Source organism: Nocardia albiluteola (genome assembly GCF_018860155.1).
GTDB lineage: Bacteria > Actinomycetota > Actinomycetes > Mycobacteriales > Mycobacteriaceae > Nocardia > Nocardia albiluteola.
Genome location: NZ_JAHKNI010000005.1, coordinates 200596 through 216708, shown reverse-complemented (window position 1 = coordinate 216708; position 16113 = coordinate 200596). Strand labels below are relative to the sequence as shown.

13 protein-coding genes are annotated in these 16113 nt (G+C 63.5%); 7 read left to right on the top strand and 6 right to left on the bottom strand.

What is annotated here, in order from left to right:
* Positions 1–153 precede the first annotated feature (153 nt).
* Positions 154–1401: a hypothetical protein gene (locus KO481_RS16890; RefSeq protein WP_215918112.1), complete on the top strand. Its 1248-nt coding sequence runs from the start codon at positions 154–156 to the stop codon at positions 1399–1401.
* A gap of 80 nt (positions 1402–1481) precedes the next feature.
* Here KO481_RS16890 and KO481_RS16885 read toward each other — a convergent pair whose 3' ends face one another.
* The 3 genes from KO481_RS16885 to KO481_RS16875 form a co-directional block, all read right to left on the bottom strand.
* Complete coding sequence (locus tag KO481_RS16885; protein WP_215918111.1) at positions 1482–2081, bottom strand: hypothetical protein; 600 nt, start codon at positions 2079–2081, stop codon at positions 1482–1484.
* 134 nt (positions 2082–2215) lie between these two features.
* On the bottom strand, positions 2216–2848 hold the full coding sequence (locus KO481_RS16880) for a hypothetical protein (protein ID WP_215918110.1): 633 nt from the start codon (positions 2846–2848) through the stop codon (positions 2216–2218).
* Between the two features lie 912 nt (positions 2849–3760).
* A complete protein-coding gene (locus KO481_RS16875; protein ID WP_215918109.1) occupies positions 3761–4147 on the bottom strand; it encodes a histone-like nucleoid-structuring protein Lsr2 in 387 nt (128 codons plus the stop codon).
* Between the two features lie 445 nt (positions 4148–4592).
* Here KO481_RS16875 and KO481_RS16870 point away from each other — a divergent pair, with 445 nt between their 5' ends.
* The 3 genes from KO481_RS16870 to KO481_RS16860 all read left to right on the top strand — a co-directional run bounded on the left by KO481_RS16870 (position 4593) and on the right by KO481_RS16860 (position 7008).
* Positions 4593–5447, top strand: a complete 855-nt coding sequence (locus tag KO481_RS16870; protein WP_215918108.1) for an SDR family NAD(P)-dependent oxidoreductase — start codon at positions 4593–4595, stop codon at positions 5445–5447.
* A 55-nt stretch (positions 5448–5502) separates the two neighbouring features.
* The gene (locus tag KO481_RS16865; RefSeq protein ID WP_215918107.1) at positions 5503–6537 is read left to right on the top strand and encodes a GAF domain-containing protein; all 1035 of its coding nucleotides are present in this window, start codon (positions 5503–5505) and stop codon (positions 6535–6537) included.
* Between the two features lie 150 nt (positions 6538–6687).
* Complete coding sequence (locus KO481_RS16860) at positions 6688–7008, top strand: glycosyltransferase (protein ID WP_245401101.1); 321 nt, start codon at positions 6688–6690, stop codon at positions 7006–7008.
* Positions 7009–7028: 20 nt separating this feature from the next.
* On the opposite strand, the gene KO481_RS16855 is transcribed toward KO481_RS16860, so the two are convergent.
* Both KO481_RS16855 and KO481_RS16850 read right to left on the bottom strand, forming a co-directional pair.
* Positions 7029–7733 carry a hypothetical protein gene (locus KO481_RS16855; RefSeq protein ID WP_215918106.1) on the bottom strand — a complete coding sequence of 235 codons (705 nt, stop codon included), beginning with the start codon at positions 7731–7733 and terminating at the stop codon, positions 7029–7031.
* Between the two features lie 387 nt (positions 7734–8120).
* Positions 8121–8651, bottom strand: coding sequence for a hypothetical protein (locus tag KO481_RS16850; RefSeq protein ID WP_215918105.1), 531 nt, complete (start codon positions 8649–8651; stop codon positions 8121–8123).
* A gap of 658 nt (positions 8652–9309) precedes the next feature.
* Here KO481_RS16850 and KO481_RS16845 point away from each other — a divergent pair.
* From KO481_RS16845 to KO481_RS16835, 3 genes are all read left to right on the top strand, one after another.
* Positions 9310–9504 carry a GNAT family N-acetyltransferase gene (locus tag KO481_RS16845; protein ID WP_215918104.1) on the top strand — a complete coding sequence of 65 codons (195 nt, stop codon included), beginning with the start codon at positions 9310–9312 and terminating at the stop codon, positions 9502–9504.
* Between the two features lie 676 nt (positions 9505–10180).
* On the top strand, positions 10181–11134 hold the full coding sequence (locus KO481_RS16840) for an ATP-dependent DNA ligase (protein ID WP_308166647.1): 954 nt from the start codon (positions 10181–10183) through the stop codon (positions 11132–11134).
* An 875-nt stretch (positions 11135–12009) separates the two neighbouring features.
* Positions 12010–12267: a hypothetical protein gene (locus KO481_RS16835; protein WP_215918103.1), complete on the top strand. Its 258-nt coding sequence runs from the start codon at positions 12010–12012 to the stop codon at positions 12265–12267.
* Positions 12268–12711: 444 nt separating this feature from the next.
* Here KO481_RS16835 and KO481_RS16830 read toward each other — a convergent pair whose 3' ends face one another.
* On the bottom strand, positions 12712–16095 hold the full coding sequence (locus tag KO481_RS16830; RefSeq protein WP_215918102.1) for a pyruvate carboxylase: 3384 nt from the start codon (positions 16093–16095) through the stop codon (positions 12712–12714).
* Between the last annotated feature and the right edge of the window lie 18 nt (positions 16096–16113).

Sequence of the window (16113 nt, the reverse complement as noted above, 5' to 3'; positions counted from 1 at the left end):
ATCTGATCCCGTAGATGCAATACATGTAGGCAACCGTTCGGAGTCGTCGGCGAGGACGAAACCGAACTGACCGCACTGAAGTGCGGGCACTAGAGGCGTACGACATGGTCGAATTGGCTTGTCTCGGACCGCATGACGTGCTCGTATTGAGCGATGTACGAGGGGTCCTACTGGACTACTGAGGCGGGCCTACGTCTCAAGGACGTGTACCGGTCGGTGTCGACGTTGCGGCTGAGTCTCGAACAGAATCCGATGACAAAGGGCACGAAGGGAAAAGCTCGCAAGCAAGAACTCCGTGACCTTATGTTCCGCGATGCTGCTCTGTGGCACCGGTTCGACAAGAGGTACGGCGGTCGGTGGCCGCGGCCGCGCGCGGATCTGGCGCTCGGCATCGCTATGCGTACGACGTTGCGTGATCCGGCCCGGATCGACAAGTACTGCAAGTGGTTGTTGGACGAGCTCGGCGGTCACCAGGGCGATCCGATCGTGTACACCGATGACCGGCAAGTGAAGATGCTGTTTGCCCGCCTCGACCGCAATGCGGACGAACCCTCGATCTGGGTGACTGCGCAGACGGTGGCGCAGGTGCAGGAAGGTCTTCGGCGAGTCGGCTGTCTCGACCGTCGTTGGACGATCGGTGAGGCCAACTGGGAACTTGAGCGGCACAGCGATCTCGATGAGGACTACGACGAGGGCGTTTCTCCTGACTTCCTGCGTGCGGCCGGTGTCGATGCGGACGCCATCAGCGAGTACGCGCTTCGTGACCATGTCCGGCGACGACTGGGATATCAGCTGACGTTCTTGGCGCTGACCGATCAGTTGTCCTCGGCCGTGGTGTTCACCCACGCGGACAAGCGCTTCCGTGCCCGCGTGGGTCTGCCCACAACTAACGAAACGCTGCACCGACTGCTCGACTACGGGCTCGCGGTCGATTTGGGCCCGATACCGGCACGTTCGGGTGAATCGTCCGCCTTCAAGCATCGGACGGCTATCGCACTGACGCAGCTGTTGACCAGGCGGCCGGGGATGATTCCGCTGCTGGCGTCCATAGGTGTCACGGTGTTCTACCTCGAAACCCGTGCTGGCAAGGATCTCGACAACATCTTCGGTGATCTTGAGGTTCTTCCGATCCTCCTGGACACGGTGCGTCCACCGGTCCGTCCGTTGGCCGATTATTCGCCGATCGAGGATCTACGAGCGTGGCAGGGGCATGATCGAGACAAGTCGCCTGCTGCTGTCGGCGACATCGCCTTCATCGAAGCAGTCGCCTTGAAAGGTGCGGCGGATGAACGGCTTTCGCCCGGAACGGTCATCGTGGCACTCTCACACGGACAACGTCTGGAAGGCTGGTGGGAGAACGCGCTCCAGTTCCTGGACGAGCACAACCGCGAGGCAGAGTGAGCTGCCGAGTCGCATGGAGTCGTCTTGGCTGATACTGATGGCCAAGCCTCAAGATCTCGCGCCGTATCCGGCGCACTGACTCATTCGGGGATGGGGATGGTGGTGATGTCGGGAGTTGTCGCGAGGGTGGTGTCGTCGACGGCATGGATGATTTGCATAGCGTCGGGGTGGTCGGCGGCGTGGCCATTGTTGCGCCAGGCGGCGGCAACGAGTTGGCCGACGCGGCGAGTGGCTAGGTAGAGGATGTGGGCGGCGGGATCGTGGTCGGTGCCGAGGCGGGTCGCGTGTGAGTCCAGGACGCCCGCGAGGCGCTGCGGTGATTTGGCGGTGAGTTCGATTTCGACGATGACGGTGGTGTCGTCCGGGAGCCATAGCAGTCCGTCAGCGAGGTGTGCTGTTCGTGTCAACGGTGCGTCTCTGGTCCATTGCCGGGGCTGGTCACAGATTTCGGCCGCCAGCGTCTGGTTGTAGGCCAGCCGCGCGGTGCCGCCAGCGCCGAGCAGCTGGATAGACATGTGCGCGGCGATGAGGTCGTGGGTTAGGTCGCGGCGTGTGATTTCGTATGGTTGGCGCGGCGGCCAGTACACTCGCCGGTTGTTGCCGCGGTGCAGGGCGGTGCTGTGGATGTGTCCGGCGTCGGCGAGCTGTAATAGTCGTTGGGACAGTCGCTTCCTCGTCACTGGAGTCCCGCCGAAGTAGCTGTAGGCGTTCCGCATTGAGTCGGCGTTGGCGACTTTTACTTCCCCGAGCCAATGCAGAACTGCTGCATCACGTTCGGTGATCGCTGCCGATGCGTTATTCGATGCGGTGCTAGTCACCATAACTCCTGGATTTGCAGGCGTGCTGTCGACGGCAGCCCGGAGGCGAGCAGTTTCACCGCTTTCTCGGCCGGATCGTCTTCGACTCCGGTGATCGCGGTTGTCGACGCGGCGATGTCACGGCGGTTCAGCAAGGCGGCGCACAGCATGACGATGTCGGTCAAGGAGTCGTCGATGAGTCGGTCGTCGACGCCGAGGGAGCGGGCGTACCACGCGGCGCCACACGCGGCGCGGACTTCCCGAGTTGCCGAGTCGATTACCGCAGGATCGGTAGTCCCGGGAAGCAATTGCATCGCGGCCCAGAACAACACGATTTCCGGGCACTCGGACTTTCCGGGCGGTGGCAGACGTACGGCCACCACATCGGTGAGGTTCGGAGAAGCAGCCCGATCAGGTTGCGGCATCGCCGGTCTTGCGAATTGGCGAGCGAGATCACCATTGCTGATCGACGGCCTCCTGGTGGCGCGTTGCTGCGCCGCGGTGACTTTCTCGCGTGCGCGGATACGGTCTACATCACGGCGGCTGCCGCCGCGCAGAGTATCGGACAGGACGATGATCGGATCGACAACGGCTTGCACCGTCTGGTCGATGGTGACTGCTTTTATCCGCGTCAGAATCGTGGCGTCCATGCCGCACTCCCCTCCCCTGCGGCCGCCGCGGGGCGCGAAAATGTTCGATGTGATGGTTGTACCGATTCTTCACCGACTCGCGTGAAGGTGTTGTTCATGTTTCCGCCTCGTCTGAATTCACTATTACCGATGTTATCCGTGGTATCCGACATCGAAGATCGAGCTGGCTAGGTATCGGTCTACGGCACCCACGCTGACCACGCCGTTTGTCTTGTGCGCGCCGGCCACACGCTGATGGTGGCCGAGCCGCCATCACAGGGCCTGCGGCGCAGGCCCGACGGACTCACCCGCGGCCAGATCGTGCGCCCGCGTTCCCCAGCTTGGCCACGCGGCGGGAAACACTGCGGTCACCGCGACGCGCCAGCGTCGCCGAAAACGGATGCCACAGGCGTTCCGACGAGGTGGTGGGGAGGGTCGCGCAGCGCGCCCTCCCCCACCACCGAGCACATGCCCGCGAATGCGGGCCGTGCCGCGACGCCGCCAGGCGGCGCGGATTCCGGCCAGCCCCCTCCGGGGAGGGGGCGTCGGCCGAGGGGGAGGCGGAACCCCCTCCTGGAAGGAGGGGGCAGGGGGAGGAAGGAACCCCCTCCTAGACAGGAGGGGGCAGGGGGAGGTGGATCTTTGTATATTTACTTACCTTCCTTGTTGTTCTGTGGGTTCTCGGTTTGCCTCCGTTCTTGGTTTCTAGACCACCCTTACTCAATCTTTTCCTGAGTGAGGGTGGTCTAGAAATCGGGAGCTTGCGGACGAAGAGAACGGAGGCAAACCGAGAACCCACAGGTCAGTGTCATATTGAGTAGCGAATAGGGTATTCCGTAGGGATACGAATAGACCCTGGACTGCGGCCTGGACAACTATCGGGACATTGTCCAGGCCGTACCCCGAAGGCTGTTCCCGGGCCTATTCTAGGGTCTATTCCATAGTCTGATCCAGGTCCGATTCGGCGGGCACGTATCTGCTTGTCGGGGCCGTGTGACGGGCTCGGTAGGCTGCGGCTACTGCCTCGGGGACACGGCCGCGGGCTGGTACGTGGTGGCCGTTCTCTTCTGCCCACTTCCTCATCTCCGACGATTCGGGTGATCGGCCGCGGCGGGGTTTGCTGCCGGCCATCCTGCCTACCTTTCGCGCGTTCTTCAGAAACGGCGCGAAGGCTTCATCCATGCGGCGAGCGCTATCGGGGATCAGGTCGGTCTCGTAGGCGATCCCGCGGTATCCGAACGAGATGGTTTCTGCGTTGTCAACTACTTCGTTGGTGAGGTCATCGACGACATCGATGACAGTGCGAACCCGACGTGACATGCTGGACTCCTCGTCGATTTGGCATCCGCAGCGAGCACCCTGGCGCGGATGGTTGAAATGCATCCCCGTACGCCAGGATATGCACGAAGTTGCGATTCGACATCCAGCACCGCGTGCGCGTGCGTTACGCGCACGCGTGTTGGTTCAGTTACCAACAGCTTTGGAGCGGACTGCGACGAGTACCGAACTCAGAGCCACATCCTCTGCGATCCCGATCCGTGCTGGTCAGCGAAAGTGCATGGGCAGCATTGCCTATCAATGAAATTGGAGATTTCCGCGCCGCCAGTTGGAGATAGCGATCGGCGGCCACGATTTCGGCTGACGGCCAGCATGTTCCATCGCTGGTCAGCCCGTCCGTAGCGGCGGCAGACCCAAGGATGGACGTGCGGAAAGTGCGCGCCGGTCGTAGGCTCCGGTGTAGTTGATCGTGGATAGGGGGATCGCTATGACGTTGTTCGAGCGGGCAGCGCAAGCGAGAGGACCAGTGACGAGTTTCTTTGCCGGACAGGTCGTTGCGCTCACTGGTGCCGGGTCGGGAATCGGGCGCGAGCTGGCGATTGAGCTCTCCCGTCGTGGTGCCTCGCTGGCGTTAGCAGGTCGACGTGGCGAAGCTCTACACGAGACTCGCGAGTTGTGCACAGCCCCTGGCGATGTCGATGCCATCGAGGTCGATGTGCGCGACCAGGCACAGGTAGCAGAGTTCGCGCGGCGCACTGTGGACCGATTCGGCCGCTGCGATGTGCTGCTCGCTAATGCTGGCATCCTTCACGTCGGCAGTGTCGATGCAACTCCGCATGACGATTTCGATTCGGTGATGGACATCAACTTCGGTGGGGTGGTCCGCAGCGTCAAGGCGTTCTTGCCGCACTTGATCGCCACCGGCCAGCCAGCGCGGATCGCGACCGTGTCATCGGCTTTGGGTCTTATCGGCTCGGCGCACCACGCACCATACTGCGCCTCGAAGTTCGCGCTGCGAGGTTTCACCGAATCGCTACGGGCCGAGCTTGCGGGCACGAATGTTGCAGTGACCGCGGTGTATCCGGGCGGGGTCCGGACACCGATTTCGCGGTCTGCGTGGCTGGCGCCGGACGTCGACCGTAATGCGATCGTCACCCGCTTCGAGGACCACATCGCTCGGACCGATGCCGACGAAGCCGCCCGCCGAATCCTGAAGGGTGTCGAGCGCGGTAGCGCCCGGGTGCTGATCGGAGCAGACGCCCGTCGCACCGAACTCGCCGCCCGGATCGCTGGCCCGCACTTCGGCGAGTTCCTTCGGCTCATCTCAAGACCAAAGCTATGACGGGGCATCGGCACAGCGTTCGAATGATGGAAAACCTATCGCTGAAGGGGGCGACATGGCAACGAAATGGCTGCTGCTCGAGATGTTCCGGGGGCGGCGGCCCACCGTAATCGCGGTAGGGCGGGCGCCGAAGAAGTTCGTGCCTTTGGATAGCATCATCAAGAACCGAACCACGCTGGCCGAGGCCAGGGTCGCTATCGCGGAGGCGGCCGCTACTTACCGGCAGGTCGACCGGGTGTCCGCTGATGGGACCCGCCGTACTATCGCTGTGCCGCTGGCGATTTCGCCGAATCATCTGCACGGCGTGATGTTGTGGTCAGGTCCCCCGACCGAGGCCGTCCCGCCGCGGGACCGGGCTGGCGCATGGGTTTTCGACCTCACCGCCGATACGTCACGGCGGAGTGATGATTTGCTTGCCCTCATGGGGTATCCGCCCGAGGAATTCGATGCACTTCGGGAGCATTCGATCGCTGCCGTATTCGCCGAACCGCTGACACCGAATTACGCCAAACAAGGTGACTCGTTGGCTCGGCTCGTACAAGCAGAGGATGGCGCCGAGACCCAACAGGTATGGACCATACAACGACAGGACGGCGAGCTCCGCGCTGCTCATTACTCCTGCCGAATGGTCTACGAGACCGGACCAGATGCCAAGGTCGAGAAGTTGTTGCGTGGAATCACACACGATATCGGGCCGGCGACCGAGACACCTGTGGCACCACCGGTAACAATCCTCGAGCACCGAGTGCTCGACACGTCCGCCGACGAAGGCGAGTACCGCGTCATCATGAATGCACGGACGCTCCAACTGCTGCGTTGGATGGGTCGGCCGATGCCTGGCATTGCCTGGGAAGGACTGCAGGACGAGCCGACGCCCGCAATTCACCCCGATGATATCGGCATTGCACGTGCGATGTCTGAGGCCCTTCGTGAGGGCCGCAGTGAGGGACGGGTGCGTGTGCGAGCATTGGATGGCAGTTGGACATCGTTGGAGGCACGAGCGGTCCTCGTCTTGCTGGACCAGAGCACAACGGCCGCCCTTGTGACAGTCACGCTCGCAGAATCGAACGAACCCCCAATGCCGCAGTGATTGTCTGACATCGTGCTGCTGAACGTTCGCCACCCCGGAGATCGGCGCGCGAACCCGGTTCTGAGCATCGGCTCCACACCGCAAGCGAAAGTCGTGGCCGGCCTGCTAGATACCTGGTGGCAGACTCAAGCGCGTTGCGGCACCCCGATTATGGAAGGCGGCGTTGTGCGGGTAGCGATTGCGGGTGGTACCGGAGGGCACGTATTCCCCGCGCTCTCTGTTGCGCGGGAACTGCGGGCCGGTCCGGATCCGGTGCAGCTGTTGTGGGTCGGGCAAGCGGACTCGCTCAAGCAGCGAACCGCGGCCGCCGACGATATTCCCTTTGCTGCTGTGGCCGTGGGGAAGCTGCGCCGGGACCGTAATCCGTTGCGGATGTTGACTCGTGACGGTCCGCCGGACAGGCGCAAACCGACCGCCAGCGTGGGGTCCAGGGGTCGCCGATCGACCGGCCCAGTCCAGAGGCCGGGGTGATCACCCTGCAGCTGAATCGGTTATTGGGGCTTCCAGTGCCAGGAGAAGCTGCCCGGCGCTGGGTCGTTGTCGCGGATGTGGGTGTTGCCGGTCTCCTCGTCCTGCGATCGCAGGCAGCGCTCCGTAGGGTCGTCCTGCAATCGCAAGCAGCGCCGCGTGGTGTCGATGGCACCGATGATCTGGTCCCGCCGCAGTGGCGCGGCGCCAGGTATTGCGGCCAGGGTCGTGAACAGCATGGTCAGCGTCCTGGTCGCGGAGGGGAGCCCTACTGCGCCGACGGCGGTCCCCAGGACCGCATCCTCGCGCAGTACCTTCCGCCAGTGGTCGGCAACCGAATCGGCGTTGCAGGCATCGACGATCAGCAGGCGCGTGTTCAGCGGTCCGGAGATGCGCTGCAGCAGATCGCCTATTGATACCACCGCGGTGGTCTGGCTGCTACCCAATTGCCAGTCCAGGCCCTCGCCCCAGCCTCCATGCCCAACCACGATGGTGATCGCGGAGGGAATGACAAGCGCCTCCGCGGCCTCGGCCGGGGTGCGGGGACGCGAGACGAACTGTTCGAACTCGTCGTGGTGGCGGGGATCGCGGTGACCGAATCGTCGGCGGCCGTTGCCGGAGGCGGACAATCCCTGAGCCAGGGGAAGGATCGTCTCGGTGATCCAGCGAGCGAACCTGTCTTCGCCGATCTGGACTACTCGAACCGTCTCATAGGTGGTTTGTGCCATGCGTGCCGGACTCCGATCCATCGGGGGTGTCCTCCTAATGCAATACAGGACAACAACTCTGGCGTTCATTTCGGGAGGTGTACGCGTTGAGCGTGGGCCAGAACCGTACCCGGCCTGGCCAAGACTTCACGTCGATTTGGGCACGGCATCGGCTGTGACTGATCGCCGTATCTGTTACTTGGCCGCGCCATCTCTCACCGCGCGCATGGGCCGGATCGCCGTTGGCTCGGGGCCGTCCCGCTCGCGGCATGTGCGTGCGTTCAGGTGACCGCGGGTGGGACGGTTGACCCATGAGATGGCGCTGCCGGGCAGACGGCGTGGGGCTTACCGTCGACGAGGTGGTGCGATTCGTCCAGAAGGCGATGCCGTCCTAGTTGCAGCCCGCCCTCAGCCGGATTTGCCTTTGCCACTGGCGGTTTGGCCGAAGAAGAACCCCAAGATCAGCAGGAACGCACTGGACAGAATCTCTGGCACCGGGGTGTGGAAGAACATAGCGAAGATCAGGGCAACGGTGAGAACTGCAAGGAGCACTGCACCGACGAGCACAGCCGCTGGCTCGCGGTCGAGTATCGACTTGCGCATCTTCCATCGGCGCTCTTGGATCTCGATCTTGCGAATCTCAAGTGCGACATCATCGTCTTCTTTTTCTCGGAGTTGGGCAGCTAGCTCCTCATGCTGTTGCGTGAGCTTGGACAGCAAGTCGGTGAGCTCCTGACGCGCCTGGGGGTCGTCGACCTTGGACTCGACGGCTTCTCTTATTTCCTCCATCTGCTCCGTGTTGAGCAAGCGCTCCAATGCCGTTGCTACACGCGCCCGCCGGGCACGAAGATAGTTGTAGGCTCCGGCGAGATCGTCGGCGCTTTGGTTGACCTCCTGTCGAAGGTCAAATAGGAAACCGCGACCCTCCTGGCGCGTCATCTCCAAATCCAGAATGTCTGTGTCTGTGTTACTCGGAGATATCGTGCGGATGGCGATGTCGATGGAGTCCAGCCACGCCCGCGCTTCAGCTGGGGTTGCCGGTTCGAAGTCGGGCCTGACACCAGTTATGAAGAGCCAGAACGCAAGAGGCAGGCTTGGGCTCTGTTACATCAGAACCTTTGCCTTTTCCTTTGCGTATCTACGGTCTTGGCTCCATTGGTCCATCAAATCTCCCCGTGATCCTGGGCAACGAGTGGTGCCTGAACAAGATACTGGCCGACTGCGCTCCAAGCCCAGGATCACGCGGAGCAGGATGCTGCATTCTCGGGCGACACCGAGCGTCGGATTGTCCTGTCGCTCTTGCCGGTTCGGCGTGCAACCTCAGGGTAGGAGCCGGTCTCGGCGAGGAGTTCGCGGGCTCGGGCGCGGAGGTCGGCTTCATCGTCTGCGGTGATGGGTAGCGGCTCAGGGGGTCGCGAGGGTGTGGCGTCTGTGGCAGACAGGTGAGGCACGGAGTGCTTCGGCTGCCGCGGCCTGCCACACGGGATGTGCGTCGGTGGCGGGTTCGTAGGCGGTGGGCGCGCCTGGCCAGTGACAGATACGTTGGTCAGTCACATCCGGGCCGATCACGTCGCACCGCTCGCCGGGTGCGGCCTCCTTGACCGAGATCGCCCTTGACCTTCCAGGCATCGATCGCGTCGAAATCCACTGCGGCGTCACCAACAGTCGCAGCGCCGCCGTCGCCCGTCGCGCCGGGTTCCTCCTCGACCGGATCGGTCCACGTGACAAGACCGCCCCCCAACGACTCCGGCCAAGCAATGTGCTGGATCAAGCACTCACCAGTACCCCCTGAAGAGTCCCACGGAATGGCGCAAGGATCGAATAATTACCCTCCACCGGTTGCCGTAGTCGGCAACTGGGCCTCGGCAAAGCGGCCTGGCGGAACGGCTTCTGGCTTGAGGGCGGCGTTCGCAAGCTGTGCGTCCACCCAGACGGCACCTCGGACGGATGGATCGCCACGTTACTGTCGCAACGACCCCCGCACACCATGTCAGTCATGGCCTTGGCCATCTTAATCGATTAACCACCCAAATACACTGAGGCGCAGGGATATCCGCGAATCATCCACCTCGACTGGCTCTTACTCGAGGTCAGGGTATCTGCCCGACAGGATGGTCCGTCAACTCCTGCCGTACCCACCCCTGCCTGCTCCAGGAGGAACGCCGCAGTCGGTCGCGATCCGCGACCTACCCACCTGGGACCGTCGGCCCACCGCGAGCCATTACCTGCACTGGATGCTCGGATGGGCCCTGATCGACCAACAAGACGATAACATCATCGAACCCAAACGCGTTGCGCTCGCCCTGTGCGCAGCGTAGGGAAGCCGTCAGTCCCGGCGCTGCGATATCGCAGTACGCAGCACCGAGACCGCGCCGCGCAGAACCAACCCCACCGCGACAACCGGAGTCAGCACGATCCACGGGCGCCTGGTTGGAAATAAGGCGTGTTGCTGAATATATGCTGCGCGTGTGGCAGCGCCTGTCGTGCCGATGCTGGCGACCGTCTCCGAGCGGCCGCCGGGGCCGGATCCTGCGTGGGCCATCGAGATGAAATGGGATGGGATACGGGCTATTTCACAGATATCGAGGGGCGGTGCCAGATTTTGGAGCCGTAACGGACGAGATATGACGCTATCGTTTCCGGAGCTTGCTGAAGCATTTCCAGGTATCACCGGCCTCGTTCTCGATGGGGAAATCGTCGCGCCGAATCCGGTAACCGGCGCACCGAGCTTCGGCAGGCTCCAGCACAGGCTCGGCACCCGACCATCCACCGCATTACGGGCCGCGGTGCCGGTGCGTTATTTCGTGTTCGACGTCTTGGAAATCGCCACCGAATCGGTCATGGACCTCTCCTATCTCGAGCGTCGCGAGCGCCTGGATGAGCTGCAACTCGATGGCGGTCCGATCCGTGTACCGCCGACCTGGATCGGCGAAGATCCGGCGCGGATGCTGCGAATCGCCGCGGATGCCTCGTTGGAGGGGATCGTGCTGAAACGAATCGATTCCACTTACCGGCCCGGGCAGCGCTCACGGGCGTGGCTGAAAGTGCCGTTACGGAAAGTCGAGACGTTCGCTGTCGCGGGATGGTTGGATGGCACCGGCGCCAATCAGGACAGCCTCGGATCGCTCGTACTCGCCGGCCGACTCGACGGGCAGCTCCGGTTCGCAGGCTGCGTGGGTAGTGGCTTCACCAACGCTGGCCGCCACGCCATCCGAGCCGCTCTCGATCAGATCGCACGGCCGGACCTTCCGTTGGATGTGGAGCCGCCACCGGGTATTGCACGGTCGACCCACTGGTGCGACCCGGTCATCGCCGTGGACGTGGCCTTCAGGGAGCTGACTGATGACGGTGTGCTGCGGCAGCCGAGTTTCAAAGGCGTCCGCAGCGATGTGGACGTCTCCGCGATCGGATGGCCCTCGTAAGACGGCTATGGCCACCACGAAGGGGACGTGGTGGCCATAGCTAATGCGGGTATACCGCACCGACATACACAGTTGGCAAACGCCTTGCGTTGCGAGTTGTATGTTAGCCGCGCTGCTGTCTGAGGGTGTTAGATTCCGATGATTTCGATAGCGGGATCGGTACGTTGACTTTGGCGATGCCCGAGAAATCTGCCATGGCGAGGTGGCTGCGCCGCGGGCCCACGTCGAGTGGGGCGAGCAATCCCGCCGGTGTGGAGTCGGGCCGTGCAACCAATGCTGTGACACGCCCACCGGCCACCAACACGCCACACCACCTCCACGACAGGCACATTCGCCTGCCGTGATTCACTCCCTTCAACGTGACACGCCCGGACACTACGACGCTCCCGACTCCAATTGTTCTAGCCAACCGGACTATTGGAGCTCCATCGCTGTCCTGCCAACGCGGCCTCAGCCGCACCCTGTCGAACTCGACGCGCTCGCAGTCGTCAGCACCCCATCCCCGTGCTCACGATGAAGGGCGTACAACGACGGACCATGACCTCGCCAATCGAGTTGTTTCCAATGGGAGGCACGGTCGCGACCCACGTTACGATCCATGATGTGTCAGATGAAATGCGGCAGTGCGTGATTTGCGGGCAGGATGCCGAAGCGGGGCGGTGGATGCTGTGCGACACGTGCCGAGCCCAGATCGAACAGAATAACCAGAACTGGAACGGCGCACTCTGACCGTTCGGCACATCAAGGTCGACAAGGTCGCGAGGCCGCTTTTGACGGCCGACATGGTCAAGATCATCCAATGCCAGGATGTCAACGGAGTTGGACACATGCCTGGGTTCTGCACTCGACCGCGCGCGACTGCTAGTCTATCGAACGTGAGTTCGAATTCCGGGGAGCGTGTTGAGGGCTGGGAACCAGCAGTCATCGACCCGTTCCGCGGCATCACCGAGGGAGCCAAGCCTGTCTGGGTGAGATTGGACGCGCTGATGATCCGCAATCCTGGCAAACCTGTTCGGCAGAATGGTGCCGGTATCGACATGACGGGCGAAGTGCCCGGCATGCTGCGAGAGTGGATCCCGACCGGAAAGGGTGACTGGATGGGCTTATGGACAGGGTTTGAGACTGACCGTTGACCGGAGTGGGGTCGATGCTTTGGAGACCGGCGAGCGGACTGGGTAGGGCGCGATGTTCGAGAGCTGGAACGCAAGATACGAGGCGCTCCCGTATCGCGTCGTAGATCCGCCGATGCCAGTCACGATCCGATTCGGGGACGCATTCCGGCGGCGGCCCGCCAAGCTTGGCCCTGGCGGAATTACTCTTCGGGTGCGCAACGAGGGTCTCAACGTTGATGCGCCGGTGGAGGGGCAACTGCATGCGACGGCCTCGGCCAGGAATCGCCCGTCGAACGAGTGGCCGACGCGGTGCGGGTACTGGCTGTTTCATCGCGGCTGACTCGATTGCAAACAATCCGGTCAGCGACCTTCTCGTGGCATAGATTCGCGGTCCGATCGGTCAGTTTGCGGCATCTGGCAAGTACGGTGCCGCTCGCTCTGAATGGCACTACCCCGCCGCTACTTTCAGACCAGTGCCAGCACTAGGTCCCCGCCATCCAGCTGTTGTGTCGAACCTATCGCGATGCGGTCGACGACACCGGCACGCTGGGCGGTGATTGCCGCCTCCATCTTCATCGCCTCGATGATTGCCACGGTGTCACCCGGCTCGACGTGATCACCGATCGCGACCGTCACCGTCACCACCCCGGAGAAGGGGGCGGCAACGTGGCGGGTGTCGGTGAGATCGGCCTTTTCCGCCGAGGGAATCCGGTCGGCAATGGACCGGTCGCGAACCGCCACCTGCCTGAGCTGACCGTTGAGCACGCACAGAACTGTGCGAACGCCCTTGTCGTCCGGTTCCGAGATGGCCTCCAGACGGATCAGCAGTACCACCCCCGGTTCGAGCTGCACGCGGTGTTCCTCGTCGTGCCGCAAGCCGTAGAAGAACTGATTCGCCGACAGCACCGAGAGATCACCGTACTGCTGCCGGTGCTCGAGGAATTCGGCGGCGGGGCCGGGAAACAGGAGGCGGTTGAGGGTGGTCCGGCGGTCGGTGGAGGGGCCGTGCAGACCGGCTTCGTCCTCGGCGGTGAGCGGGGTTTGCGGCTTGGCCGGGCCACGGCCGGCCAAGGCACGGGTGCGGAAGGGCTCGGGCCATCCACCAGCGGGAGTGCCGAGTTCCCCATGCAGGAAACCGATCACGGAGTCGGGTATGTCGAATCGTCCGGGATCTGCGGCGAATTCCTCGACGTCCGCGGCCTTGCCGACCAGCGCCAGGGCTAGGTCGCCCACGACCTTGGAGGATGGAGTCACCTTGACCAGACGACCCAGGAGCCGGTCTGCGGCAGCGTACTTCGCCTCCACCTCCTCGAACCGATCGCCGACTCCGAGGGCGATGGCCTGTTGTCGCAGATTCGACAGCTGACCGCCGGGAATCTCGTGGTGATAGACACGACCTGTCGGTCCGGGCAGCCCGGATTCGAACGGCGCGTAAACCTTGCGCAGTGCCTCCCAGTAGGGCTCCAGGTCACACACGTTGTGCAGGTTCAGTCCGGTGTCGTAAGGGGAATTGGCGGCTGCGGCAACGATTGCCGAGAGCGCGGGCTGGCTGGTGGTGCCCGCCATGGGTGCGCTGGCACCGTCCACGGCATCAGCGCCTGCCTGCCAGGCGGCCAGGTATGTGGCCAACTGACCGCCGGGAGTGTCGTGGGTGTGCACGTGCACCGGGAGGTCGAACTCGCGCCGCAGCGCGGCAACCAATGTATGCGCGGCCGGTGGGCGTAGCAGCCCGGCCATGTCCTTGATGGCCAGGGCATGCGCGCCGGCATCCACGATCTGCTCGGCGAGTTTGAGGTAGTAGTCCAGCGTGTACAGGTCTTCGGCGGGGTCGGACAGATCGCCGGTGTATGACAGCGCGACTTCGGCCAGTGCGGTACCGGTCTCGCGCACGGCGTCGATGGCGGGCCGCATCTGGTCCACGTTGTTGAGCGCGTCGAAGATGCGGAAGATATCGATCCCGGTGCTGGTCGCCTCGGAAACGAATGCGCGCGTGACCCGTTCCGGATACGGTGTATAGCCGACAGTGTTGCGGCCGCGCAGCAGCATCTGCAGGTTGATGTTCGGTACTGCCTCGCGCAGGGCGGCCAGCCGCTCCCAGGGATCCTCGTACAAGAACCGCAGTGCCACGTCATAGGTTGCGCCACCCCAACATTCGATGGACAGCAGCTCCGGCGTCATACGCGCCACATGCCCCGCCACCGCAAGCAATCCGCTGGTGCGCACCCGCGTCGCCAGCAGGGATTGGTGGGCATCTCGAAAGGTGGTGTCGGTGACAGCGACCCCTTTGCGCTCGCGTAACCACCGTGCGAAGCCTTCCGGGCCGAGTTCCTGCAGCTTGCGTCGCGTGCCGGGCGGTGGCGCGACCGCCAGGTCGACGGCCGGCAGTTTGTCATTCGGGTACACCGTCGTCGGACGGGGACCGTGCGGCATGTTGACGGTGACATCGGCCAGATAGTCGAGAATCTTGGAAGCGCGGTCGGCCGAGGTACGCCGGGTGAGCAGTTCCGGTCGCTCGTCGATGAACGAGGTCGTGATCTGTCCGGCCCGAAAGGCCGGATCGTCCAGGACTGCCTGCAAGAACGGGATGTTGGTCGCGAGACCCCGGATCCGGAATTCGGTCACCGCCCGCCGCGCGCGGGCGATGGCCGCGGGGAAGTCGCGGCCCCGGCAGGTGAGCTTGACCAGCATGGAGTCGAAGTGAGCGCCGACCTCCGCACCCACATTCGCTCCGCCGTCCAAACGCACACCAGCACCACCCGGCGAACGGTAACCGGTGATGCGGCCGGTGTCGGGCCGGAACCCGTTGGCCGGGTCCTCGGTGGTGATGCGGCACTGCAGTGCCGCACCCCGGATGCGGATCGAATCCTGGCTGAGCCCAAGTTCTTCCAGCGACTCTCCGGCCGCGATCCGCAGCTGCGACTGCACCAGGTCGACATCAGTGATCTCCTCGGTCACCGTGTGCTCCACCTGGATTCGTGGATTCATCTCGATGAACCAGTGCTTGCCGCGCTCGTCGAGCAGGAACTCCACCGTGCCCGCACAGGCATAGCCGATTTCCTTCGCGAGCGCTACCGCGTCGGCGCAGATCCGTTCGCGCAGTGCGGAATCGAGGTTCGGTGCGGGCGCGAGCTCGATCACCTTCTGATGCCGACGCTGCAGCGAGCAGTCGCGCTCGAACAGGTGGATGACACTGCCGTATCGATCAGCCAGAATCTGCACCTCGATGTGGCGGGGGTTGACCACCGCCTGCTCCAGGAACACCGTCGGATCACCGAACGCGGATTCGGCCTCCCGCGCGGCGGCCTCGATCGATTCGCGCAGCGCCGACGGATCGGCGACCCGGCGCATACCGCGCCCGCCGCCGCCGGCGACCGCCTTCACGAACACCGGGAAATCCATGGACTCCGACGCCGCCATCAATGTGTCCACATCCGCGGACGGTTCGCTGGACTTCAATACCGACAACCCCGCGGCCTTGGCGGCGGTGATGGCCCGCGCCTTGTTACCGGTCAGCTCCAGCAGCTGCGACGACGGCCCGATGAACGTGATCCCCGCGCTCGCGCAGGCCGCAGCGAGATCCGGGTTCTCCGACAGGAAGCCATAACCGGGGTACACCGCGTCCGCACCGGATCGGCGTGCGGCGGCGATGATCTCACTCACCGACAAATACGCCCGAACCGGATGTCCGATCTCACCGATCTGGTAGGACTCGTCGGCCTTGAACCGATGCGGTGAATTGCGGTCCTCATACGGGAAGACCGCTACGGTAGACACACCGAGCTCGTAGGCGGCTCGGAACGCGCGAATGGCGATCTCACCGCGATTGGCCACCAGGACTTTCGAGAACATAGGACAGTTTTCCTCGCG

Excerpts from the sequence above, each read along its gene's own strand:
- KO481_RS16890 (WP_215918112.1), top strand. The coding sequence starts at position 154 with ATGTACGAGGGGTCCTACTGGACTACTGAGGCGGGCCTACGTCTCAAG.
- KO481_RS16880 (WP_215918110.1), bottom strand. The coding sequence starts at position 2,848 with ATGGACGCCACGATTCTGACGCGGATAAAAGCAGTCACCATCGACCAG.
- KO481_RS16875 (WP_215918109.1), bottom strand. The coding sequence starts at position 4,147 with ATGTCACGTCGGGTTCGCACTGTCATCGATGTCGTCGATGACCTCACC.
- KO481_RS16870 (WP_215918108.1), top strand. The coding sequence starts at position 4,593 with ATGACGTTGTTCGAGCGGGCAGCGCAAGCGAGAGGACCAGTGACGAGT.
- KO481_RS16865 (WP_215918107.1), top strand. The coding sequence starts at position 5,503 with ATGGCAACGAAATGGCTGCTGCTCGAGATGTTCCGGGGGCGGCGGCCC.
- KO481_RS16860 (WP_245401101.1), top strand. The coding sequence starts at position 6,688 with ATGGAAGGCGGCGTTGTGCGGGTAGCGATTGCGGGTGGTACCGGAGGG.
- KO481_RS16855 (WP_215918106.1), bottom strand. The coding sequence starts at position 7,733 with ATGGCACAAACCACCTATGAGACGGTTCGAGTAGTCCAGATCGGCGAA.
- KO481_RS16850 (WP_215918105.1), bottom strand. The coding sequence starts at position 8,651 with ATGACGCGCCAGGAGGGTCGCGGTTTCCTATTTGACCTTCGACAGGAG.
- KO481_RS16830 (WP_215918102.1), bottom strand. The coding sequence starts at position 16,095 with ATGTTCTCGAAAGTCCTGGTGGCCAATCGCGGTGAGATCGCCATTCGC.